At 69.9% G+C, this 25,320-nt stretch carries 3 protein-coding genes (2 of these 3 only partly in view); all 3 read left to right on the top strand.

Going from position 1 to position 25,320, the window contains the following annotated elements; genetic code table 11:
* Tightly spaced (each overlapping or abutting the next), the 3 genes in view from MNI96_RS15980 to MNI96_RS15990 form a layout consistent with a single transcriptional unit that may run on beyond the window.
* Positions 1–6,427 carry the final stretch of an SDR family NAD(P)-dependent oxidoreductase gene (locus MNI96_RS15980; RefSeq protein WP_249694762.1) on the top strand. 14,234 nt of this gene lie to the left of the window's left edge, so only the last 6,427 of its 20,661 coding nucleotides appear in the window; its start codon lies off the left edge, out of view; its stop codon occupies positions 6,425–6,427.
* Entirely contained in the window at positions 6,424–7,761 is a 1,338-nt protein-coding gene (locus tag MNI96_RS15985) for a flavin-containing monooxygenase (RefSeq protein ID WP_249694764.1), read from the top strand. Before MNI96_RS15980 ends, MNI96_RS15985 begins: the two co-directional genes overlap by 4 nt.
* Positions 7,758–25,320 carry the 5' portion of a non-ribosomal peptide synthetase gene (locus tag MNI96_RS15990; protein WP_249694766.1) on the top strand. The gene runs 2,762 nt beyond the window's last position, so 17,563 of the gene's 20,325 nt are visible here — the first part of the coding sequence; the start codon lies at positions 7,758–7,760; the stop codon falls past the right edge of the window. Before MNI96_RS15985 ends, MNI96_RS15990 begins: the two co-directional genes overlap by 4 nt.

Below are 25,320 nucleotides of genomic sequence, written 5' to 3' on the forward strand. Positions count from 1 at the left end.
CGGATCGCGCTGCGGCGTCTTCGTCGGCTGCGCCCATGGCGACTATCAGGAACTGTTCCGCGAGCAGCCCCCGGGCCAGGCGTTCTGGGGCAACACCACGTCGCTGATCCCCTCGCGGCTCTCCTATTGGCTGGATCTCAGGGGGCCGGCGATTGCGGTCGATACCGCCTGTTCCAGCTCGCTCGTTGCCGTCCACATGGCCTGCCGCAGCCTGCGCGAGGGCGAATGCGACATGGCGCTGGCCGGCGGCGTCTTCGTCCAGAGCTCGCCGCGCTTTTTCCTCTATGCCAATCAGGCCAACATGCTGTCGCCGAGCGGCCGCTGCGCGCCCTTCGGGGCCGGCGCGGACGGCATCGTGCCGGGAGAGGCGGTGGCCGCCGTCCTGTTGAAACCGCTGTCGAAGGCGCTGGCCGACGGCGACACGGTGCACGGTGTCATCCTGGGCAGCGGTACCAATCAGGACGGCACCACCAACGGCATCACCGCCCCGAGCGCGCTGTCGCAGGAGCGCCTGATGCGCGAGGTCTACGAGCGCTTCGGCATTGATCCGGCGAGCATTACCGTCGTCGAGGCGCACGGCACGGGCACGCCGCTTGGCGACCCCATCGAGCACGCGGCCCTTGTCCGTGTGCACGGGGGCGGGCAGGCGGGTGCAAAGCTGCTCGGTTCGGTCAAGGCGAATATCGGCCACGCCACCACGGCCGCCGGTATTGCCGGCCTCATCAAGGCGCTCTGGAGCTTGAAGCACCGGACAGTGCCGCCGGTGCTTCATTTCGGCGGCGGCAACCCTGGCATCGATTTCTCGCAAAGCCCGTTCCGGGTGAACGGCGAGCCGCTCGCCTTCCCCGCACGTGACGGGACGCCCCGCCGGGCCGCGATCAGCTCGTTCGGCTTCGGCGGCACCAACGCGCATGCCGTCCTGCAGGAAGCGCCCGCCCAGCCGCAGGCGGCAAGCGGACTGCCGTCGTTCCTCTTCGTCTTTTCTGCGCGCAACGAGGCACTGCTGCGCCATCTCGCCGAGCGCATGGCCGCTCACCTGGAGATGACAGATGGCAGCGAGGCCGCCGACATTGCCCACACGCTGCTCGTCGGCCGGCGTCCCATGGCCGAGCGGCTGGCCATCGTTGCCGTTGGGACTCGCGATCTTGCCGCGAAGCTGCGTGCATGGGCGACTGGCGAGAGCGCGGAGGGGATCCACCGCGCATCGGCATCGCCTGCGGATGAGAGTGGCAATGCAGCGCTTGCGGACGATTGCCGCCGGATTGCCGGTGCCCTTGCCGTCTCGCAAGGAGCGGATCCGCAAGCGTGGCGCGACGGGCTGCAGCACCTGGCCGGCGCCTGGGTCCGGGGCGCCGAAATCGAAGGGGCGGGGTTGTTCGGTGGTGGGCGCCGCCGTGTCCCGCTGCCGGCCTCGCCGCTTGCCGGCAAGTCCTATTGGGTGACCGAGAGACCGCGCCAGGATCTCACGCAGCCGGCCTCTCGGGCCGTGGCGGCCGAAGCGCCTCGCACCGCGCAGCGATCCGCGCCTGTTGCCTCTGCCGTGCCGGGTATGCCGCTGCGCCTTGCCGATCCGGCTGCGCTGGCCGGCCCCTATGCCGCAAGCGCAACGGCCATGGCTCCGGTGGCGCTTGCGCCGCTGGAAGCCGCCATTGTTTCCCCTGCGGCGCAGCCTCCGCAGGAGACGGGCGGGGTGCGCCTTGCCGGCGATCGGGACGGCGTGCGCCGGCTGGAGCTGACGGGGCGCTGGAACGCTGCGACACGCCGCGATCTGGAGCGTGCCTTGCGCGAGGCGGGAGAGGACGAGACGCTCCGCGTTGTCGTCGTCCAGGGCGGCGAGGCGTGGAGTTCTTCCGGTGCAGCCGCCGGCGGTACGCTCACCACCGCGCTGCTCGACTGCCCGTTGCCGGTGGTCGCTGTCCTCGACGCCCGGCTCGGGGGAGACGGCACGGCATCCGCGCTGCTGGCGGATTTCGTCGTCCGTGCCGAGAACGCAACCATTTCGTCCTTGCCGGTTCTGCCCGAGGGGCTGCCCTGGCAACTCGCGGCGCGCCGGATCGAGACGGGAGTGGAGGCCGTTGCGGCGCAGAGCGTCGAGACAACGGCGAGGGAGCTTGCCGCATCCATCGCCGGTGCGCCGCGCGAGGCACTGGTGCTGCTGAAAGCGCATATGCGCAAGGCCCTGCCGCGGCTTGTCGGCGCGGGGCTCACGGGATCGCAGGAACGTAGCCGCCTGCGACAGCTCATGCGGCATGCGGACACCGCCAGTCCGGTTGCGATCCAGCCGCGCCGGGTGCCGCTTGCGACATCCGTGATGCAGCTGGAGGCGTTCCCCGATGGCGTCGTGCTGCTGCGCATGCTGGAGCGCGCGGGCCGCAACACCTTCACGACCGCCTTCATGGACGGGATCGAGGAGGCCTTTGCCGCCATTGCGACGATGCCGGAGGCCAAGGTCGTCGTCCTGACCGGCCATGACGGTTACTTCGCCTGCGGCGGGACGTCCGAGGGCCTCACCGAGTTGCAGGCCGGCGAAGCGCGCTTCACCGACCGACGGATCTACAGCCTGCCGCTGGCCTGTCCGCTGCCGGTGATCGCCGCCATGCAGGGGCACGGCATCGGCGCGGGCTGGTCGCTCGGGCTCTATTGCGACGCGGCGATCCTCGCCACCGAGGGCCTCTATCACAGCAATTACCTCTGGTACGGCTTCACGCCGGGCGCAGGCGCGACGCTGATCTTCCCGCACCGGCTGGGCGACGATCTCGGCCGGGAAGTGCTCTTCAGCGCGCGCGAGTATCGCGGCCGCGAACTGGCCGGCCGGGCGCGCCATCTCGATGTGCTGCCGGCCGCGCGCGTGCTGGACGAGGCGCTGGCGCGGGCGCATGCACTGGCCCGGCAACCGAAGGCGGAGCTCGTTGCCGTGAAGGCGGAAGGGGCGGCCGTCATCGCCCGGCATCTCGATCAGGTGCTGGAGCGCGAATTCGCCATGCACGAGACGACCTTCATCGGCAGTGACCGCGTCCGCGCCCGCATTGCGGAGAAATTCGGAGAAGCGTTGCCCGCACCTAGGCAGCAGCCGGCGCTCCCCTCTGCCGGGCGTGCCGACCCGCGGCCGAATGTCCGCGAGCGGCTCGTCGCCTCGCTCGCCGAGGACCTGATGATCGACGTGGGCGAGATCCGCGACGATGCCGGCTTCCTGGATCTGGGTCTCGACTCGATCCTCGCGGTCACCTGGATCCGCAAGCTGAACGCGCTGTTCGGGATCGAACTGTCGGCCACCGCGGTCTATGCGCACCCGACGGTCGGCGGGCTGGCCGATCACGTCGCAAGGCTTGTCCCGTCCTCGGCAATTCCGCCGCCCGAGCGGGCAGTGTCGGAGCCGGCAGCGCCTGTTGCCGAGGCGGCGGCGCCCGTGGCGAGCGGCGCCGGGGCGCATCATGCAGAGATCCGCGAGCGGCTTGTCGCCTCGCTCGCCGAGGACCTGATGATCGAGGCGAGCGAGATCCGCGACGACGCCGGCTTCCTGGAATTGGGTCTCGACTCGATCCTCGCGGTCACCTGGATCCGCAAGCTGAACGCGCTGTTCGGCATCGACCTGCCGGCGACCGTGGTCTACGCGCATCCGACGGTCGGGGCGCTCGCGGCCCATGTCGCCGGGCTCGTCCCGGTCAACGCTGCTGCGCAGCCCGTCGCCCCGGTCATGGCCCCGGCAGTTCCCGCGCCAGCCGGCGTCGCGGCGCCTGCCCGCAAGGTCGACGAGCCGCCCGCCGTCGCGATCATCGGCGCATCCGGCATCTTCCCCAAGGCCGCCGATCTTGAAGCCTTCTGGCGCAACATCCACGAGGGACGCGACTGCATCGAGGAGGTGCCGGCCTCCCGCTGGGATGTCGCGCGCTTCTATCATCCAGACCCGGCGCATCCCGGCTCGTCTTATTGCAAGTGGATGGGCGCGCTCGACGGGATCGAGTTGTTCGATGCCGGCTTCTTCGGCATCACTCCGCGCGAAGCGGAGCTGATGGACCCGCAGCAGCGGCTGTTCCTGCAGGTCGCCTGGCATGCGATCGAGGATGCGGCCATCGACCCGCAGTCGCTGGCGGGCCGAAACTGCGGCATCTATGTCTCATCCGGCCCGAGCGGCTACGAAGACCTGATCGAGGAGCGCAACGCCTACAGCCTGCTCGGCAGTTCCGGCTCGATCCTCGCCGCGCGCATGTCCTACCTGCTGGACCTGCGCGGCCCGAGCCTGTCCATCGACACGGCCTGCTCCAGCTCGCTGGTGGCTATTGCCGAAGCCTGCGAGAGCCTCATCGCCGGCACTTGCGACATGGCGCTGGCGGGCGGTGCCTGCGTTCTCATTGGCCCGAAGATGTTCATCGACACGTCCAAGGTCGCGATGCTGTCGAAGGACGGGCGCTGCTTCACCTTCGATGCGCGCGCCAACGGCTTCGTGCCGGGCGAGGGCGTCGGCGCCGTGCTGCTGAAGCGGCTGGACGACGCCTTGCGCGATGGCGATCCCATCCGCGCGGTCATTCGTGGGTGGGGAACCAACCAGGACGGCCGCACCAACGGCATCACCGCGCCCAACCCGCAGGCCCAGACTGCGCTGATGCGCTCGGTGCAGGCCCGCTTCGGCATCGATCCGGCAACCATCGGTCTCGTCGAGTGCCACGGTACCGGCACGCCGCTCGGCGATCCCATCGAGATCGAGGGCCTGCGAGATGCCTTTCGCGATGTGCCGGCGGACGCCGACTGCCGGATCGGCTCGGTGAAGAGCAATATCGGCCATCTACTGGCCTCCGCCGGTGTTGCCGGCGCGATGAAGGCGATGCTCGCCCTGGAGCAGGCCGAGCGGCCGCCGGTGGTGAATTTCGACAGCCTGAACCCGCATATCTCGCTTCAAGCCACGCCCTTCGCGCTGACCCATCAGGCGGAGCCATGGCCGGCGAAGGGGAGTGCGCCGCGCCGCGCCGCCGTCAGCGCCTTTGGCTTCAGCGGCACGAATGCGCATCTGGTCCTCGAGGAGGCGCCGACCCCGGCGCGCCGCTCCGCAACGCTGGGCCCCTGGCTGCTGGTTCTGTCGGCGCGCGGCCGCGAGCGCCTGCAGGACTATGCTGCAGGTCTCGAGCGCTTCGTCGCCGCGCATCCCGATCTCGATCTCGGCGCGCTGGCGCAGACGCTCCAGGTCGGGCGCACGGCCTTCGCCAGCAGGCTGGCCGTCGCCTTCGCTGGCCGAGAAGACCTGCTGCGCGCGCTTGCCTCGGTCGCGGCGGGGCATCCGCTTGACACCATTCACGTCTCCGATGGCGACCGGTCCGCGACCGCGCCGTTCGAGACGGACGACGATGCGAAGGCGCTTGTCGCGCGCTGGCTTGCGTCCGGCGAGATGGACCGCCTGTCGCGCGTCGGCGAGCTCTGGGCCAAGGGGCTTGCCATCGACTGGTCGATCCTGCCGCCAAAAGGCCGTCTCCGCCTGCCGGGCTATCCCTTTGCCCGCGAGCGCTATTGGGTCGAGCCGGGCGAGAACGCCGCGCCCGCCGCACCGGCAACCGTCGTGCCGCCCGCGCTGCAAGCCCATCCGATGCTGGACGGTGCGACTGCCCGGGGCGAGATCGCGCGCTTCTCCATCTCGCTCACCGGGGACGAGCCCTATCTCACCAGCCATCTGTCCGCCGACCGGCGGCTGGTTCTCGGGCTCTTCCTGCCCGAACTGGCACGCGCGGCGCTGGAGCGCGCCGGCAGCCGCCCGGTGCATGGGCTGCGGCATCTGCTGTGGGGGAGCCCGCTCGCCGTCAACGGCCACCCGAGGCATCTGACGGTTGTGGTCGGCGACGACGGGCAGGGGCTTTTGTATCGTGTCGTGGCGGACGGCGAGGAAGCCGACCCCTGGCATTTCGGCGCGGCTGTTGCGAGCGAAGAGCTTCTGGAACGACCCGGCCGGGCGGAAACGCCGGCCACCGGTGCCGGCACCGACCTCGGCGATGCCTATCGGGCCTTTGCCGAGCGCTGCGCCATCCATTCGGGACCGGCAGCCCCCGAGGCCGCGAGTGTCGGCAGGGTGAGCCTCGTCGGGGATCGCCTCGTTGCCGAGCTCCGGCGTCCGCGCGGCGAGGCGGGCACATCAGGCGGCATGTTGTTCGATCCGGCATGGCTGGATGCCGCCTGGCGGCTGCTGGCCTTCCGTCTCGGCGGGCATCTGGCGGCGCCGGCGACGGCCGGTGCCCTCCGTCCGCCCGTCGCCATCGAGAGCTTGGCCGCATGGGCGAGTGCCGGCGAGCGGGCCGTGCTTCATATGGAGGGCGGCGATGGTCGCCCATTGGTTCTTTCGCTCTACGACGAACAGGGTAATGCGTGCATGGTGATGCGGGACGTGCGGCTCGGGTCGCTGGAAGCCGGCGGCAGCCGGATTGCTCTGGCCGGGGAGGGTGTGCGATGAGCGGCAAGATCGCGATCATCGGCGGCGGCCCGACCGGCATCGGCGTCGCGCGCGAGCTGATCGAGGATGGGTTTGCGGTCGATCTCTACGAGGCCGAGGCCGATCTCGGCGGCGTGTGGAACGCGGAGGCTCCTTGCGGGCGCGCCTACGCCTCGCTTCACCTGATCTCGCCGAAATTCAACACCCAGGTGCCGGATTTCCCGATGCCGGAGGACTATCCACCATACCCCAACCATCGCCAGATGCTGGCCTATATCCGCGACTATGCCCGCGCGCACGGCATCTACGAGCGCGCCCGCTTCAACGCGGCCGTGGAGCGGCTCGATCCGGCGGCCGGCGGCTGGCAGCTGCGCTCCGCCGCGGGGCATGCGGAAACCTATCGCCTGGTCGTGGTCTGCAACGGGCTGCAGCGGGTGCCGCGCCTGCCCGATACGAGCGGGCTCGGGACCTTCACCGGCACCATCCTTCATGCCCGCGACTACAAGAGCGCCGAGCAGCTCAAGGATCAGTGCGTCCTGGTCGTGGGCGGCGGCAATTCCGGCTGCGACATCGCCGTCGATGCGGTCCGGACGGCCGCTTGTGTCCATCACAGCACCCGCCGTGGCTACTACTACCAGCCGAAATTCATCAACGGGAAGCCGACCCCGCAATGGATGATGGAGCTCGGCAACAAGTTCGCCACCCGCGAGGAAACGCTGGCCTATATCGAGGAGGTGTTCCGCTTCGCCGGCTATGACGGCGCCGACTACGGGTTGCCGCGCCCGGACTATCCGCTGGATGCGGCCCATCCGGTGATGAACTCGCTGATCCTCTACCACATCGGCCATGGCGACATCGTACCGAAGGGCGACATCGTCTCGCTGGAGGGGCGCAGGGTCACCTTCGCAGACGGCAGTGCGGGCGAGTTCGACACGATCCTCTACGCCACCGGCTACAGCCGCGATTTTCCCTTCCTCGACCGCGACCTGCTGGAGTGGAAGGGCGAGATCCCGGACCTCTTCCTGCATTCCACCCCGCGCAACCACGACACCCTGCTGTTTATGGGCTTCATCAACGCGGCCGGCGGGCTCGGCGACGGGCTCAAGACGCAGGGGCTCTTCGTGCGCAACTATGCCCGGGCCCTTTTCGCCCGCAGCGCCGGGCTCGAGCGCTTCCTGGCAGCGAAGAAGACCGACCGGCCGGACCTGGGAGAGGGCTATTTCATCGACAGCTACCGCCACCAGTGGGAGGCGGACCTGTGGAAGCTGCTGGCCCACATGCGCCGCTATCGCGACATGCTGGCGGAAGGCGATCCGGCGCCGGGCGGTACACTGACGGAGACGCTGGCCCAATGACGGACGAGCGGCGGCCCGAGGACCTGAAGGCGCGTATGGCGCGGCAGCTCGAACAGGAGCTGGTCGAGCGTGCCCGCGCGCGCGCCGCCTCGCGCCGGCCGGAGCCTGGGGATGTGAGCGCGCCGTCCGCGCCGACAACGCTTGCCGCCCGGCTTGCCGAGGACGTCCACCGGCTGGCATCGCAGGCGCTGCGCATCCCTCAGGACAAGCTCGATCCGACCGAGAACCTTGCCAATCTCGGCATCGATTCCATTGCGATCACCGAGGTGATGGCGCGCATCTCGCGGCACTTCGCGATCACTGTCGCGCCGACGACCTTCTTCGAGGCGAAGCACCTCGACGATCTGGCGGCTATCCTGCTCGCCCGCTACGGCAAGGCGGTGGAGGCTGCCTATGCGGCCCGTCCGTCCGAGCCGGTGGCGGCCCAGCCGGCTGCGACGGTCGCCCCGCCGCACTCGCCTCCGACGGCTGAAACCGATGGAACCGCCGATGTGCCGGAGGCATGGCTTGCCCGCCACCGCGCCTTTGCAAAGGGGGAGGGGATCGCACGCGTCGGCGAAGCGGTGCGGCCCGTCCAGCAGCCTCTGGCGACCGCGACCGGCCAGCAGGTTCCCATCGCGGTGATCTCGATGGAGGGGCGCTTTCCGCAAAGCCCGGATCTCGAGACCTTCGCCGCGCATCTGGCTGCCGGGCACGATTGCATCGAGGAAGTGCCGGCAGACCGCTGGGACTGGCGGGCCGTCCATGGCGATCCGAAGAAGGGACCCTTCACGGATGTGAAATACGGCGGCTTCACGCCGGGGCACGACCTGTTTGACGCCGCTTTCTTCAACATCTCGCCGCGCGAAGCCGAGCTGATGGACCCTCAGCACCGGCTGTTCATGGAATGCGTCTGGAGCCTGATCGAAAAGGCTGGCCATGCACCCGGCTCGCTTTCCGGGCGCAAGGTCGGGCTGTTCCTCGGCATCAACCTGCTCGACTATACCGACATGGTGAACCGGGCCGGCATCATGGATGCCCAGCAGCTCACCGGCCTCGGCCACGCCTTCTGCCCCAACCGGCTGTCCTTCCTGCTCGACATTCACGGGCCGAGTTCGGTCATCGACACGGCGTGCTCCAGCTCGCTCGTGGCGATCCATCGCGCGATCATGAGCATCCGCCATGAAGGCTGCGAGATGGCCATCGCGGGCGGCTCGAACCTGATGCTGTCGCCGATGCAGCACATCATGTTCTCGCAGGTCGGGATGATCACCCCCGACGGGCGCTGCAAGACCTTCTCGGCCGCCGCCAACGGCTATGCCCGCGCCGATGGCGTCGGTGCGGTGTTGCTGAAGCGGCTCGACGCTGCCGAGCGCGACGGCGACCCGATCCTCGGCGTCATCCGCGCTTCCGTCGAGCATCATGGCGGCGGGGCGACCTCGCTGACCGCGCCGAACCCGAAGGCCCAGGCCCGTCTGGTGGCGGAGGCGCATCGCCTTGCCGGCATCGACCCGCGCAGCGTCAGCCTGATCGAGTGCCACGGTACGGGTACGCCGCTCGGCGATCCGGTCGAGGTGGAGGGGCTGAAGACCGCCTTCGCCGAGCTCTACCGCGAGCAGGGTCTGCCCGCGCCGGAGGTGCCGCATATCGGCCTCGGCTCGGTCAAGTCGAACATTGGACACGCGGAAACCGCGGCCGGTGTTGCCGGGCTGATCAAGGTGCTGCTCGCCATGCGCGCCGGCACCCTGTTCCGGAGCCTTCATTGCGAGGAGCCCAACCCGCTGCTGGAGCTGGAGGGAAGTCCCTTCTACCTGCTGCAGGCTGCGCGGAGCTGGGACCGTCCCGTCGTCGACGGTGTCGAGCAACCGCGCCGTGCCGGGCTCAGTTCCTTCGGCGCGGGCGGCGCCAATGTCCATATGGTGATCGAGGAATATCGCGGGCCGTCGCCTGTGGCGGCGCCCACGTCGTCTCCAATGATCGTGCCCCTCTCGGCCCGCACGCCGGACGCGCTTGTCGAGGCCGTGCGCCGCCTGCGGCCGCATGTGGCCGGCGCGAATCTCGGCGATCTTGCCTGGACGCTGCAGGTCGGGCGCGACGCGATGCGCGAGCGGATCGCCTTCGTCGCCCGCGATGCCGACGACCTTCTCCGCCAGATGGATGCCGTACTGGCGGGGGAGGGCGGCGACGCGCTTCGCGGCACGGTTCCACGCGGCCGGCGTGCCGACGAAACGCTGCTTGACCCCATCGACCGCGATCCGCTCGAGATTGCGCGTGCCTGGGCCGGCGGCGCCGACGTCGACTGGCGGCAGCTGCATGCGGGCGCGCCGCGCCGGCGGCTGGCGCTTCCCTCCTATCCGTTCCAGCGCAAGCGCTACTGGCTGCCGCTAGAAGCCGCGCCGGCGGCTGTCGCGCCCGGCCTGTCGCCGCAACCGGCCGGCGCCGACACGTTCGAGATCGACCTGACGGGGCACGAGTTCTTTCTTGCCGACCACCGGATCGGCGGGCACCCGGTCCTGCCCGGCGTTGCCTATCTGGAGTTGGTGCGGGCAGCGGCGGTAAAGGCAGGGATCGGACAGCCGCTCCTGCGTCAGGTCGTCTGGATGAGCCCGCTTGCCGTGGAAAGCCCCGTGCGGGTGCGGGTCGTCTTCACGCAGGCTGCCGATGGTGCCCGCCGCGCCGAGGTGCTGAGCGTTGCCGCCGGCGAGGAGCCGCGCCTGCATGCGCAGATGCTGGTGGCCGATGGCGTGTCTCAAGCCCCGGCCGCTGCCGATCTTGCGGCTTTGAGCCTCGCACATCCGAGCGCCATCCCGGCGGCGCGGGTCTATGCTGCTTTCGATGCCATGGGTCTTGCCTATGGGCCGGGGCACAGGGCGATCCTGTCGCTTGGCCTTGGGCGGGACGCGAATGGCGAGCGCTCCGTGCTGGGCCATCTCCGCCTGCCGGATGCGGTGGCGGCGACGGCCAACGCCTTCGCCCTGCATCCGAGCCTGATGGACGGCGCCTTCCAGGCCGCCATCGGCCTCGTCATGGAGGAAGACGGCACGGCGCCGAAAGGCGCGGCGCTGCCCTTCGCCATCGAGGCTGTCGAGATCTTCGGCCCGCTCGACACCGACCTTTGGGTGCATATCCAGCCGCGCCCCGCATCCGGCGGCGATCCTCGTACCCGGCGCATGGACCTGCTGCTGCTGGACGGAACGGGCGCGGCGCGCGTTGCCTTGCGCGGCTTTGCGACCCGCAGCTATGTCGAGGCGCCGCCTCAGGAAACCCCCTGCTTCGTGCCGGTCTGGCGCAGCGTCGAGGGGGAGGGCGGAGCGAGCCGGCCCGCCCGGCACCTCGTGCTCGTCGCATCGGAGGCTGCCAACCGCGAGGAACTGGCCCGGCATCTCCCCGGCGCCGAGATCAGACCGCTTGCGGGCGCGCCCGGACAGGATCTTGCCGCACGCTTCGAGGCTGCGGCCCTCGACCTGCTCGACGTGCTGAAGGCGCAGACGGGCGGTGTGCTCGTGCAGGTGCTGGTGCCGGGCGGGGAGGGTCACGAGGCGCTCTCCGGCCTGGTCGGTCTGCTGCGCAGCGCCGCGCGCGAACAATCCGGGCTGACCGGCCAGTTGATCGCGCTGGCGACGGATCTCGATCCCGCGTCGGTCGCCGGGCGTCTGTTGCAGGCTGCAAGCCATCTTCCGCTCGACCGCTTCCGCGCCGGGCCGGACGACCTTGCGGTCGAGATGTGGGAGGAGACTGGGGAAGAGGCGAGCGGCAAGGGCCGCGAGAGCGCCTTGCCGCTGCGCGACGATGGCGTCTACCTGGTCACTGGCGGAACCGGCGGGCTCGGCCGGCATCTGGCGAGGGCGATCCTTGCCGCCGCTCCGAATGCGAAGGTGGTGCTTGCCGGCCGCAGCGCGGCCGCCGCGCATGCCGAAGGCAGATTGTCCTATGCGGGGGTCGACCTTTCTGATCCGCAGTCGACACAGGCTCTGGTGGACGGCGTCCGCGCACGGCACGGGCGTCTCGACGGCGTGTTCCATGCCGCAGGCGTGTTGCGCGACGAAGCGCTGAAGAAGAAGACGGCGACGCAGCTGCGGGAGGTCTTCGCGCCGAAGGTGCGCGGCCTCGTCACTCTCGACCGGGCCCTGGGTACCGATCCTCTCGACTTCCTGGTTCTCTTCTCGTCGATCTCCGGCGTGCTGGGCAATCCCGGTCAGGCCGACTATGGCGCGGCCAACGGCTTCCTCGACGGGTTCGCCGAGGATCGCGAGGCACGGCGTCGGCGCGGCGCATGTCACGGCCGTACGCTCTCCGTCGCCTGGCCGCTATGGCGCGATGGCGGCATGGGCATGGATGCGGCGACCGAGGCCTTGATGCGCCGGACCACTGGCCTCGTTCCGCTGGAAACCGGCGCCGGGATCAAGGTGCTGGCCGGACTGCTGGCCGACGAGATCGCGCCGGGCGCCGCCCGCCTGCTGGTCACGGCAGGCGAGCGCGAGCGCATCCGCGATCTCGTCTGCCGCGAGGTCACCCAGCCTACGGCGAAAGCGGAGCGCGCGCCGAAACCTTCCGTTGCAACGTCGGTCGATACGGGTGATCTCCGGCAGCGGGCCCTGCGCGCGGTCTCCGAGGAGGCCGGTGCGATCCTCAAGGTCGCGCTCGGCGATCTCGACCCGGATGTGGAGCTGACCGAATACGGCTTCGATTCCATCAGCTTCACCCAGTTCGCCAACCGGCTGAACGACCGCTTCGGCCTCGACCTCACGCCGACCCTGTTCTTCGAGCATCCGGTGCTGGAAACGCTCGCCGCACATCTGGCGGAGCGCCATGCCGAGGCGATGATCGCCGTCCTCGGCGGTGCGCCGGCACCGCAGCTCGCGCAGCCGGTTGCCCCAACGGATCCCGCGCCGGCACCTGTCGCCGCGACCGTCTCTCGCCCCGCTGCTGCCGCTGAGATTGCCTGCGGTGCCGTTGCCGTCATCGGCATGAGCGGCATCTTCCCCGGCGCTGCCGATGTCGCCTCCTTCTGGCACAACCTCCTCGAGGGGCGCGACTGCATTTCCGAGGTGCCGGCCGAGCGCTGGGACTGGCGCGACTGGTGGGGCGATCCGCAGCGCGAACCCGGCCGCACCAACGTCAAATGGGGCGGCTTCATCGGCGAGCGGCTTGCGGAGTTCGACGCCGCCTTCTTCGGCATTTCCGCACCCGAAGCCCGGATGATCGACCCGCAACAGCGCCTGCTGCTGACCGAGGCCTGGCGTGTGATGGAGGACGCCGGCTACGCGCCCTCGCGTCTTGCCGGCTCGCGCACCGGCGTCTTCCTCGGTACGGCGGATACCGGCTACAGCCGGCTGGTCGCGGCCTCCGGCAGCGGCGTCGAAGGCTACTCGATGACCGGCCTGGCGCCTTCGCTCGGGCCCAACCGGATCAGCTACTACTACGATTTCCACGGCCCCAGCGTTGCCGTCGAGACCGCCTGTTCCAGCGCGCTGGTCGCGGTACACCGCGCCGTCGAGGCGATCCGCTCCGGCCATTGCGATGCGGCGATTGCCGGCGGCATCAACGCTTTGCTTCTGCCGGAAGCCTTTGTCGGGTTCTCGCGCGCAGGCATGCTGTCGCCCGACGGGCGCTCCAAGCCGTTTTCGGATGCCGCCAATGGCTATGCGCGCGGCGAGGGCGTCGGCCTCGTGTTCCTGAAGCCGCTGGAGGCGGCCGAGCGCGACGGCGACGACATCATCGCCGTCATCCGTGCCTCGGCGGAAAACCACGGCGGCCACGCCGCCTCGCTGACGGCGCCCAATCCGAAGGCCCAGGCCGAACTGCTGCGCAGCGCCTATCGCGCCGCCGGCTTCGATCCGCGCACCGTCGGCTATATCGAGGCGCACGGCACTGGCACGCCGCTCGGCGATCCCATCGAGGTCGAGGCACTGTCCGCCGCCTTCGCCGATCTCGTGCAAGAAGCGGAAGGGCGTTTCGGCGCCGGCGTTGCGCCGTCCTGCGGCATCGGCTCGGTCAAGTCCAACATCGGCCATCTGGAGCTTGCCGCCGGCATTGCCGGGCTGATCAAGGTGCTGCTGCAGATCCGGCATGGCACGCTGCCCGCCACGCTTCATTGCGACCGACTGAACCCTTACCTCAAGCTGGAGGGCAGTCCCTTCTTCGTCGTGCGCGAGGCTCAGGAGTGGCCCCGCGCCCGCGACGCGTCGGGGCGCGAGCTGCCGCGCCGGGCGGGGGTTAGTTCCTTCGGCTTCGGCGGCAGCAATGCCCATGTGGTGCTGGAGGAGCATGTCGCCGCGCCGGTTGCGCAGCCGGCCGACACCGGAATGCCGGCCGTTCTGATCCTTTCCGCCCGCAGCGAGGACCAGCTGCGGACGATGGCCAGCGATCTGCGCCGCTATCTCGACGAGGCGGGAGAGGCGGTGTCGCTGGCCGATGCCGCGCACACGCTGCAGGTGGCGCGCGATGCCATGGAGCACCGGCTGGCCTTCGTCGCCAGCGGTCGCGCTGACGCAATCAGGCGGCTCGACGCTTTCCTTGCCGGCGAGGAGGTGGGCGGACTGCATCTCGGCCGGGTGCGGGCGAACCGCGCCGTCATTTCGGTGCTGGAGGGGGATGCCGACCTCCGGCAGGCGGCCGCCGGCCTCGTCTCGCGCGCCCGCCACGACGAGCTGCTGGCCCTGTGGGTGCGCGGGCTCGACGTGGACTGGACGCAGCTTCCCGGCAGCGCCGGGCGCAGGCGCGTGCGGCTTCCGGGCTATCCTTTCGCGGGCACGCGCCACTGGGTGCGCGGCACCGAACCCGTACCTGCGAACGCCGCAAGCCTGCTGCTCGAGGGGAGCGAGAGCTTCCTGCGCGACCATCTCGTCGGCGGCCGCAAGGTCCTCCCCGGCGTCGTCCAGTTCGAGCTTGTGCGGGCCGAGCTGAAGCGGCGCGGCCTTGCCGGCCTGCCGCTGGAGTTTACCGGGCACACCTGGCTGCGTCCGGTCGTGGTCGACGCGGCGCCCGTGCGGCTTCAGGTCGAGATGGACGAGACCGGCGACAGCTATCGTATTGTGACCTCCGGTCGCGAGGGCCGGCAGGTGCATGGCGAGGGCCGCGTCCGCGCGGCGTCGGACATCGTGCTGCCTCCGGTCGATCTCGATGCCCTGCGCGGGACCATGTCCGGCGCGGTCGATCCGTCCAGGCTCTATGCCCGGTTCGAGGCGCTGGGGCTCGGCTACGGCCCGGCCCATCGGCCGATCACCCGTCTTGCGACCGGCAATGGTCGCGTGCTTGCACGGCTGGAGCTTCCGGCAGCAGTGACGGACGATATGGCTCTCCATCCGTCGATGCTGGACGGTGCGCTGCAGTCGCTGCTGGTGCTGACAACGGGCGACGATGCGGCGCTCGCCGTTCCTTATGCGCTGCGCCGGCTTGTCGTCCTGGGCCCGACGGAGCCGGTGATGTGGGCGGTCGGCGAACGGGACGGTGCCACCCACACCGTCCGGCTGTGCGACGAAACGGGCCGTATTCTTGCGCTTTTCGAGGGCTTCGCCGCCCGCGCCGTCAGTGCGCCACCGTCCATCCGTCCGCCGGTGGAGGAGGCACCGTCCGCGAGGCCGGCCGAGATGTCTGCTGCGGCCCTCGACCGCGTCACTGCAATCGCTGCGCGCGTGCTGGAGGTCGACCCGTCCGTTCTCGACACGGAGACGGAACTGGGCGAATTCGGTTTTGATTCCATCACGATGACGGGCTTTGCAGCCGCCATCAACGACGAACTCGACCTCTCGCTGACGCCGGCGGATTTCTTCGAATTCGCAACGCTTGCCCGTCTCGCACGCCATGTCGCGGCCCTCGCCGGGCCCGATCTGGTGGCGGCCACCGGTGCGGCATCGGTTCCGGCGAAGCCGTTGCCCGCCGTCACAAACTTTCCGCCGGAGGTCGAGGCACCGCGTCCTATCGCTAGCGAGACCTTCGCCGAGGACGATCCGGTCGTCATCGTCGGGCTGAGTTGCGCCTTCCCGCTGGCGCGCAACGCCGACGCCTTCTGGCAGAACCTCGTGTCAGCGCGCGACTGCATCACCCGCATTCCGCCCGACCGATGGGACTGGCAGGAGGTCGACGGCGACCCGAAGGCGGATCCAGGCAAGACCAACATCCATTGGGGTGGTTTCATCGACGGCGTGTTCGAGTTCGACCCGCTGTTCTTCAGCATCTCGCCGCGCGAAGCGAGGCTCATGGACCCGCAGCAGCGGCTGATGATGATGCATGCCTGGAACGCCATCGAGGATGCCGGCCATTCGCCGCGCGATCTCGCCGGGCGCAAGGTCGGGGTCTTCGTCGGCACCTCGTCGAGCGGGTATCGGGAGATCATCGGCGAGGACACCGGCGGCGAAGGGTATGTCGCCACCGGCGCGGTGCCCTCGGTCGGGCCCAACCGCATCAGCTACTTCCTCGACCTGCACGGGCCGAGCGAGCCGGTGGAGACCGCCTGTTCGAGCTCCCTCGTCGCCCTGCATCGCGCGGTCCGCTCGATCCGCGACGGCGACTGCGAGATGGCGCTGGTCGGCGGCGTCAACACCATCGTCACGCCGGAAGCGCATATCAACTTCGCCAAGGCCGGCATGCTGTCGCCCGACGGGCGCTGCAAGACCTTTTCCGACAAGGCCAACGGCTACGTGCGAGGCGAAGGAGCCGGCATGATCCTGGTTCGCCGGCTGTCGGATGCGCTGCGCGACGGCGATCCGATCCTGGCTGTCGTTCGCGGCACGGCGATCAATCACGGCGGGCGGGCCAACTCTCTGACCGCGCCGAACACGCAGGCGCAGGCCGATCTGCTGCGCAACGCCTATCGGGATGCAGGCGTCGATCCGTCGACCGTGAGTTATATCGAAGCTCATGGTACCGGAACGGCCCTAGGCGACCCGGTGGAGATCAATGCGCTCAAGGCAGTCTTTGCCGGCGACCGCGCGCAAGGCTCCTGCGGCATCGGCTCGGTGAAAACCAATATCGGCCATCTGGAGCTCGCCGCCGGCATCGCGGGCGTTGCCAAGGTGCTGTTGCAGATGCGGCATCGCCGGCTGGTGCCGAGCCTGCATTGCGAGACGCTGAATCCGTATATCGAGTTTGCCGGCTCCCCGTTCGAGGTTGTCCGGCAGGGGCGGCCTTGGACGGCTTTGCGCGATGCTGCGGGCCGCGAGTTGCCGCTGCGGGCGGGCGTCAGCAGCTTCGGGTTCGGCGGCGTCAACGCTCATGTGGTGTTGGAGGACTACCCCTCCGCGCCGCCCTCCGCCGCCGCAGTGCCCACACCGCAGCTCATTGTCCTGTCCGCCCGCGATGCCGCGCGTCTGGAGGACCGGGCGCGGGATCTTGCGGAGGCACTCGAGAGCGGGCGCTTCACGGACGCGGATCTTGCCGATATCGCCTTCACCCTGCGTGCCGGCCGGGCGCCGATGAAGCAGCGTCTTGCGTTTGTCGCGTGCTCGCTGGCGGACGTGATCTCTGCGCTGAGGACGTTCCTGGAGGGCGCCCCGATGCGGGGCCTTCACCTCGGGCAGGCGCGTACGGAGGTTCGCCTCCCACTGCCGCAGTCGCTCGAGGAGTGGGCGCAGCACTTCGTGCAAGGCGGCGACCTTGCCGGTTTCGGCGAGGCTGCGGGCGCGCATCGCCGCGTCCGCCTGCCTGCCTATCCCTTCGCCCGCGAGGTCTACCGTGTCGCCGCACCGGCCGTATCTGCCGTGCCGACAGCGGCGCGCGACCCCGTAGTGTCCGAGCCCGCCCACAGCCACTTCACCCGCCGTTTGGAGGCATCGGCCTTCTACCTGCGCGATCACCGGTTCCGCGACATGCCGATCCTGCCGGCCGCGATGGGGCTTGAGCTTGCCCGAAGCGCCTTCGTGGCCGCCGGTGGGTGCGATCCCGTGCGTCTTGAGGGTGTGACATGGCGCCGGCCGCTGGAACTCGCCTCCGGTTCCGTAGAGGTGCGGCTGCCGTTGGACGAGGGCGAAGCTGGTGCCAAAAGCTTCCGTTTGCTTTCGGGCACCGACACCGAGCACATGCGCGGCAGCGTCGTCCCCCGGCCGGTCGGCTCTGCGCCGGCGCATCTCGACCTTGCCGCGCTGCGTGGCCGCTTCCCGCGCATGCTGGACCGCGACTGGCTCTACGCCAGCTATGCCGCGCTCGGCCTCTCCTACGGCCCGGCCTTCCGCTGTGTGGTGGAGATGCAGGCCGGCGAGGGCGAGGCTCTGGCGCGGCTGCGGCTGCCGGAGGCCGCCCGTGGCGGCGAGGCGTTCCATCTGCACCCCTCGATGCTCGATGCCGCCTTCCATGTCGCGCTCGGCCTGTTCCACGGCGAGTCCGGCGGCACGGCGGCGCTGCCCTTCGCGCTGGACCGGATGGACGTCTTCGGCCCGACCGACGAGGAAATGTGGGTGCATCTGCGCGAGCAGCCGGCCGCAAACGGTCTGCGCCGCATCGACATCGATCTTGCCGATATGGCAGGCGATGTCCGCGTCGCGATCCGCGGCTTCACGCTGCGACTGGTGAGAGACGCGCCGACGCCGGAGGAGACCCGCACGCCGGAGGGGGAGGAAGCTGCTGCCCCGCTGGCCGTAAAGGCCGAGCGTTACCTCGCGGAGGTCGTGGCGCGCGAGACCGGGATCCCGGTTGCGGAAATCGATCCGCAAGCCGCTCTCGAGGCCTACGGCATCGACTCCCTGCTGATCACCCGCCTGACCGACGAACTCGGCAAGGTGTTTGGTCCGCTCTCCAGCACCCTGTTCTTCGAGCACCAGACGCTGGCCGCGCTGGCTCGCCACTTCGCTTCCGCCCATCCGCAGAAGCTCGCCGAGATCGTGGGAGAGACGCCCACCGACGCGCGCCCGGCGATTGCCGCTCTCGCTGCTCCGCCCGCCCGTGAGCGCATGGGCGAGGCAAGGGACGAGCCCATCGCCATCATCGGCCTGGCCGGGCGCTATCCCGGCGCGCGCGATGTCGAGGCGTTCTGGCAGAACCTTGCCGCGGGGCGCGATTGCATCGCCGAGATCCCGGCCGACCGCTGGGACCATTCAAGGTTCCACAATCCGGAGGGGCGGGATGGGCTACCGCGCGGCAAGTGGGGCGGTTTCGTCGACGATTTCGACCGCTTCGACCCGCTGTTCTTCAACATCTCGCCGCGCGAGGCGCCTTACATTGATCCGCAGGAGCGGCTGTTTCTGCAATGCGCCTGGGAAACGCTGGAAGATGCCGGCTACACCCGCGCCAATGTTGCACCGGCCGCAGAGGGCATGGCGGGCGGCGATGTCGGCGTCTTCGTCGGCGTCATGTACGAGGAGTATCAGCTCTACGGCGCGCAAAGCACCGCCGCCGGCCGGCCGCTCGCCCTGTCCGGCAGCGCGGCCTCCATCGCCAACCGGGTCTCCTATTTCTGCGATTTCCACGGGCCCAGCATGGCCGTGGACAGCATGTGCTCCTCCTCGCTGACGGCGATCCATCTCGCCTGCGAGGCCCTGCGCGCCGGCGATTGCCGTGTTGCCCTTGCCGGCGGCGTCAACCTGACCCTGCATCCCAACAAGTATCTCGCGCTGGCGCAGGGGCGCTTCCTGTCGAGCACCGGGCGCTGCGAGAGCTTCGGCGAAGGCGGCGACGGCTACGTGCCGGGCGAGGGTGTCGGCGCGGTGCTGCTGAAGCCGCTGTCGCGTGCCGTCGCCGATGGCGACCGCATCCACGGCATCATTCGCGCCTCGGCGCTCAACCATGGCGGCAAGACCAACGGCTATACCGTGCCGAACCCGCTGGCGCAGGCCGCCGTCATCGGCCGCGCCATGCAGCGCGCGGGCGTGCGCGCCGGGGACATCGGCTATGTCGAGGCGCACGGCACCGGCACCAGCCTCGGCGACCCCATCGAGATCGCCGCCCTGTCCCGCGCCTATCGCCGGGAGACCGATGCTTGCGGCTTCTGTGCCATCGGCTCGGTCAAGTCCAATATCGGCCATGGCGAGAGCGCTGCCGGCATCGCCGGCCTCACCAAGGTGCTGCTGCAGTTCCGCCATGGCCGTCTGGCGCCTTCGCTGCATTCGGCAAGGCTCAACCGCGAGATCGATTTCGCCGCCTCGCCCTTCCGCGTCCAGCAGCGCCTGGAAGAGTGGCCGCGCCGCCGGGACGGGCAGGGTAACGAGCTGCCGCATCTTGCCGCTCTGTCCTCCTTCGGGGCCGGCGGCTCGAACGCCCATCTGATCATCGAGGACTATCCGGCGCCATTTCTCCAGGAGGTTGCCCCCTCCCGCGCGGTCTATCCGTTCTCCGCCCGCGAGGCAGGGCAGCTGCGGCAGGTGCTGGAGCGGTTCCGCGCCCGCCTCGACACCTTGTCCGAAGCGGATCTTCCTGCCGCCGCTGTGACCCTGCAGGACGGGCGCGAGGCCTTGGAGGACAGGCTTGCCGTCGTCGCTGGAGACAAGGCAGAGCTGGCCCGTCTGCTGGACGCGGCGCTGCAGGGAGGCGAGGGGGCCGGTATCTGGCGTGGCCGTGCCGCGCGCGGCCGCTTCGACGATATGCTGTCTGCATCGTTGGAGGCCGCCGCCGCAGCCTGGGTTACCGGCACGCGGATAAATTGGCAAAAGTTGCGCGGCGGCGCCCGCCCCGTTCGCATCGGCCTGCCGACCTATCCCTTTGCCCGGGAACGCTACTGGCTGCCAGAGCGCGCCGCCGTGGATCATCGAGCACCGACGCCGGCGCCGGCCCTGCCGCTGCTGTTCCGTCCGCACTGGCGGGAGACGGACCCGCCGTCCGCCGCAAGCGCCCCGGCTCGGCATGTCGTGGCGCTCTGCGAGGCGCCGGACGAGGTCGCCTCCCGCCTGCGCAGGCAGATGCCGCAAGCCCGGATCGTACAGCTGGAGAGCGGGAGCGTCGATCAAGGCGAGCGCTTTGCCGATCATGCCGCGCAGCTGCTTTCTCTGCTCAAGGAGGAGGTGACGAACCACTCGGGACCCACCGTCCTGCAGACCGTGCTTCCTCTCGAGGATACGCTCGCCGAAGGGCTTGCCGGCCTGCTGCGCTGCGCGCGGCTGGAGCATCGCGATCTTGCCTGCCAGGCGATTGCGCTCGATCCCGTCCGGCCCGATCTCGCGGGTCTGCTGGCGCGCGAGGCCGCCCTCGCACACACCGATCACGACATCCGCTACAGCCCGGACCAGCGCCTGGTGCGTGTGTGGCGGGAGATCGAGGCCGACGTCCAAGCGCTGGCCGTGCCGTGGAAGCCGAAGGGCGTCTATCTCGTTACCGGCGGGGCCGGCGGCGTCGGCCTGCACGTCGCCGCCGACATCGCTGACAAGGCGCCGGGTGCGACTGTCTGGCTCATCGGCAGGTCCGCGCGCTCGGCGGCGCTCGACGAGCCCCTTGCTCGCCTCGGGCCGCGCGCCGTCTATCGTCGGGCGGATGTCACCGACCGCGCGGCGTTGCGGGCGCTCGTTGCGGAAATCCGCGCGGCGCACGGCCGTCTCGACGGCGTCGTCCATGCGGCCGGCCTCACCCGCGACAGCCTGATCGCCAACAAGTCCGAGGCCGATCTGCGCGCGGTTCTCGCCCCCAAGGTCGCCGGCACCCTGGCGCTCGATGCGGCGCTTGGAAGCGAGTCGCTCGATTTTCTGCTGCTCTTCGCCTCCGCGTCCGGTGCCCTTGGCAATCCGGGTCAGGCCGACTATGCCGCGGCCAACGCGTTTCTCGATGCCTTCGCGCAGGAACGAAACCGTCGGGTCGGGAAAGGCGAATGCTGCGGCCATACGCTCTCAATCGACTGGCCCTACTGGCAGGACGGCGGCATGCGTCTTCCTGGTGCGGTGGTCTCCGCGATGGAGCGGCAGGCGGGCGCCATACCGCTTGCAACCGATGCGGCACTGGCAACGCTTGCCTTCGCCTTGCCGCGCAAGGGCGACGACCAGCTTCTCGTGCTCTCGGGCGACAAGAGCCGTCTGCGCGCGCTCGTCCAGCCGCCTGACGAGGGGACGGTCGCCCCAGCGCCGCCCGCCCGCTCGGCGGCGGTTCCCGTTCGAGCGGCAGCGGCGGAAACCGTCACCCTTGATGCAGCTCCCTCCGTGAGCGAAGCGGTTCTCGACGCAGTGCGGGCGTGTTTCTCGCAAGTCCTGAAGATCCCGGCCGAGCGGTTGGGGGCGGACGAGACCATCGACCGCTTCGGTGTCGATTCCGTTTCGGCGCTGGACATCGTGGCAGCGCTCGAAACCCGCTTCGGCCAGCTGCCGCCGACGCTTCTCTTCGAGCATCCGACCATCGCCCGGCTGGCGGCGGCTCTTGAGGAGATGGGGCAGGGTAAACTGGCCGCGACCGTCCAGGAGGCGCCGGCTCCCGCGCCTCCCCCCGCAGCCCCCGCCATCGCTTCCGACGGCATCGCCGTGATCGCCGTTGCCGGACGCTTCCCCGGTGCGCGAACGGTGGAAGAGTTCTGGCAGGCCTTGGAAGAGGGGCGCGACTGTGTCCGCGAGGTGCCCGCCGAACGCTGGGATGTCGAGGCGACCTGGTCGCCGCGCAAGGGCCAGCCGCTTGCCAGCCACTGCCGCTGGGGCGGTTTCATCGACGATGTCGACCGTTTCGATGCCGGCTTCTTCGGCTACAGCCCGCGCGAAGCCGCGCTCGCCGATCCGCAGGAGCGGCTGTTCCTGGAGACGACCTGGCACCTGCTGGAGCGCGCCGGCCATACGCGCGCCCGGCTGGGCAAGCGCTACGGCAACCGCGTCGGCGTCTTCGTCGGCGCCATGTACCAGCACTACAAGGCGCTGGAGATGGATGCGGAAAGCCGGGCGCTGCTGCTGCTCTCGTCCTATTCGGCGATTTCCAACCGCACCTCGTTCTTTTTCGACCTGCAGGGGCCGAGCGTTGCCGTCGACAGCATGTGTTCTTCCGGCCTTCAGGCCGTGCATCAGGCCTGCCAGAGCCTGAAGGCGGGCGAGTGCCGGCTGGCGATCGCCGGCGGCGTCAACCTGTCGCTGCTGCCGGAAAAATATGTTGGGCTCAGCCAGGCAGGCCTTGTCGGCAGCCATGCCGCCAGCCGCAGCTTTGCCGGCGGCGACGGCTATCTTCCTTCCGAGGGCGTCGGCGCGGTGCTGCTGAAGCCGTTGGCCGATGCGCTGGCCGATGGCGACACCGTGCTCGCCGTGATCCGCGCCAGCATGGCCAACCATGCCGGCCATTCCGCCGGCTATGCGGTGCCCAATGTCGATGCGCAGGCCCGACTGCTTGCGGAAAACCTCGATGCGGCCGGCATCGATCCGCGTTCCATCGGCTATGTCGAGGCCGCCGCCAACGGCTCGTCCATCGGCGATGCCATCGAGCTGAGAGCGCTGGGCCGGGTCTTCGCGGGGGGGCAAGGCATTCCGCTCGGTTCGGTGAAGGCCAATCTCGGTCATGCGGAGGCCGCCTCCGGCATGGCCCAGCTCACCCGGGTCCTGCTGCAGTTCCAGCATCGCCGTCTCGTGCCCTCGCCCGGCCTGCCGGCCCTTGAGGCCGCCGGCTCTCCCTTCGCCGGAATGCCGTTCGTGCCGCAGCTGCGGGCCGAGCCCTGGCGTCCGCGCATCGTCGATGGCGAGGCGCAGCCCTTGCGCGCGAGCGTCAGTTCCTTCGGCGCGGGCGGGTCCAATGTTCACCTGGTGCTGGAGGAGGCGCCACGGGCGGCCGCCGCCGCCAGCACCGACGAGCCCGCCGGTCCCTTCCGCTTCCCCGTCTCGGCCCGCACGCCGGACCAGCTCGCAGCGATGCTTCGGCAACTGGCCGACTTCGCGCGAAGCACCCCAAGCCTTTCGCTGGCCCGCCTGTCGCGCACGCTGCGCTTCGGTCGCGAGACGATGGCCTGTGGCGTCGAGCTGACCGCCGCCTCGGTGAACGAGCTTGTTGCCGGACTGGAGGCCGCCGCGTCCGACCCGTCGGAAGCGCCCCTGCCGCGACGGGAAGAGGAGGGCGACCGGCGCGACCTTCTCGTCCTACCCGGCTACCCGTTTGCCCGCGAGCGGCACTGGATCGGCAGGCTGCCTGAAACATCGTCTCCCGAGCCCGAAACACGCAGCACCGCGAGCGACGCCGCGCCTCTGGAGACGCTCCGGCAGGCGGTTGCCGCCCTTCGCGGCGTGTCGCCGTCGCAGGTTCCGGCGGATCGGCCGCTTCGCGATCTCGGCGTCGAGTCCATGGGCTGGATGCGGCTGGTCTATGCGGTCGAGGAGGCGCACGGGTGCGCGCTCACCCATGACGATCTCGATCGGCATCCGACGCTCGCAGAGCTCGCCACCCGCATTGCGTCAAACACGCTGAATGCGCTGCCGGCGGCGGTGCCGGCCGCGATGATCGGGCCTTGGCGGGTTCCGCTCGGCGAGGGGCAGAAAGGGCTCTGGGTCCTCCAGACGCTCTATCCTGATCGGACGGACTACAACGTGCCGCTGGCCTTTCGCGTCAGCGGCATCGACGAGCCGAGCCTGTCCCGCGCCTGCGACTGGCTGTGCGAGAACTTTCCCGTGCTGACCGCGCGCGTTGCAGGGCAGGGCGAAAGGCTGGAGGCCGGCGCCGCACCGCGCCTTGAGATCCTCTCCATCCCCAAAGAGATCGAGCCGGCCGAGTTCGCCCGCCGCCGGCTGGCGCGGCCTTTCGATCTTGCCAAGGACGCGCCGGTACGCTTCGAGTTGCTGCAGGGCGGAACGCTTGGCCCCGGCGAAAGCCTTCTCCTCGTGACCTTCCATCACATCGCCATTGATGGCGCCTCCGCCGCCGTCGCGGCCCGCCTGCTCTGGCAGGCCTATTCTGCCTTTGCCTCCGGCGGCGCGCCTGCCTCAGCTCGGGCCGCCAACCGTGCCGACTATGCCGACTTCATCGCCTGGGAACGGGACATGCTCGCCTCACCACGCGGCGAGGACCAGCTGCGCTACTGGCGCGAGACGTTGTCCGGCGAGCTTCCGGGTTTCGACCTGCCGGTCGACCGGGACGCTCTGGCGGCCGAGACCGGCCGTCGCCACGGCGCGGTGGAACACCGCCTGCCCAGGGCGCTGGTCGCCCGAATGCGGGACGTCCTGCAGGAGCGCGGCACCAGCCCGGCCGCCTTCCATCTCGCGGTTCTTACAGGGCTTCTCTATCGGCATACCGGCCAGGAGGACCTGATCGTCGGCGTGCCGACCTTGCGGCGGCCGCAGCGGCGGTTCGAGGAAACCGTCGGCTATTGCGCGAACATGATGGCGCTGCGCATCGCCGTCGACGGCGAGCTCCCTGCCGCCGCGCTGCTCGACACCGCGCAGCGCGCGCTGGGCGAGGGGATGGCCCGCGCCGATGTGCCCTTCGCGGCTGTCGCGCAAGGTCTCGGCGGTGCGGCGGACGGGCAGGCGCCCTGGCAGGTCGGCTATGCCTACCAGAACTTCCCGCAAGGCACCGGCATCGACCTGACCCCGGAGCTCGGCCGGGTGGAGCATCTGCCGCAGATCCGCCAGCCGGGCGACGCGCCCTTCGGCCTCGAGGTCTACGAGGAGGGCGGAGGCCTCCTGCTGGTCGCGACCTTCGACGGCGAGCGGTTCTCCGCCGCCCGGATCGAGCGCATGCTGGCGCACTATCAGGTGCTTGCCAGCGCGATGCTCGACGACC

This window comes from Stappia sp. WLB 29 (assembly GCF_023507705.1).
Taxonomy (GTDB): domain Bacteria; phylum Pseudomonadota; class Alphaproteobacteria; order Rhizobiales; family Stappiaceae; genus Stappia.